Here is an 883-nt window from a genome sequence, read left to right as displayed (position 1 = left end):
TCGCGCGGCGCGGCGATCCGCAGGCCGGGCACGACCTGGAGGATGGACATGTCCCACATGCCGTTGTGCGAGGCGCCGTCGGTGCCGGTGACCCCGGCGCGGTCCAGGACGAAGGTCACCCCGCACCGGTGCAGGGCCACGTCCATCAGTACCTGGTCGAACGCACGGTTGAGGAAGGTGGCGTAGACGGCGAAGACCGGGTGCAGACCGCCGGTGGCCAGCCCCGCGGCCGACACGGCGCCATGCTGCTCGGCGATGCCCACGTCGTAGACGCGGTCGGGGAAGGCCTTGGCGAACTTCTCCAAGCCCACCGGCTGGAGCATGGCCGCGGTGATCGCGACGATGTCCTTCCGCTCCTTGCCGAGCTTGACCATCTCCGCGCCGAACACGGAGGTCCAGTCCGCGCCGCCCGCCGAGACGGGCAGGCCCGTGTCGGGGTGAATGACGCCGACGGCGTGGAAACGGTCGGCCTCGTCCTCCAGGGCCGGCTGGTAGCCGCGGCCCTTCTCGGTGAGGCAGTGCACGATGACCGGGCCGCTGAAGCGCTTGGCGCGCGCGAGAGCAGACTCCAGGGCTTCGATGTCGTGGCCGTCGATGGGGCCGACGTACTTCAGCCCCAGATCCTCGAACATGCCCTGCGGCGCGATGAAGTCCTTCAGCCCCTTCTTGGCGCCGTGCAGCGTCTCGTAGAGCGGCTTGCCGACGACCGGGGTCTTGTTGAGCACCTCCTTGCCGCGGGCGAGGAAGCGCTCGTAGCCGTCGGTGGTACGCAAGGTGGCCAGGTGGTTCGCCAGCCCGCCGATAGTGGGGGCGTAGGAGCGCTCGTTGTCGTTGACCACGATCACCAGCGGCCGGTCCTTCGCGGCGGCGATGTTGTTCAACG

Annotated in this window: 1 protein-coding gene; it reads right to left on the bottom strand. The window is 69.4% G+C overall.

Annotation, left to right across the window (positions count from 1 at the left end):
- The coding region (locus ACTWQI_RS29870) for a 1-deoxy-D-xylulose-5-phosphate synthase N-terminal domain-containing protein (RefSeq protein ID WP_443275230.1) at positions 1-883 on the bottom strand (883 nt) is incomplete at both ends.

Source organism: Streptomyces sp. KR80, assembly GCF_052245555.1.
GTDB lineage: Bacteria > Actinomycetota > Actinomycetes > Streptomycetales > Streptomycetaceae > Streptomyces.
This window is presented reverse-complemented; position numbering and strand designations above follow the sequence as displayed.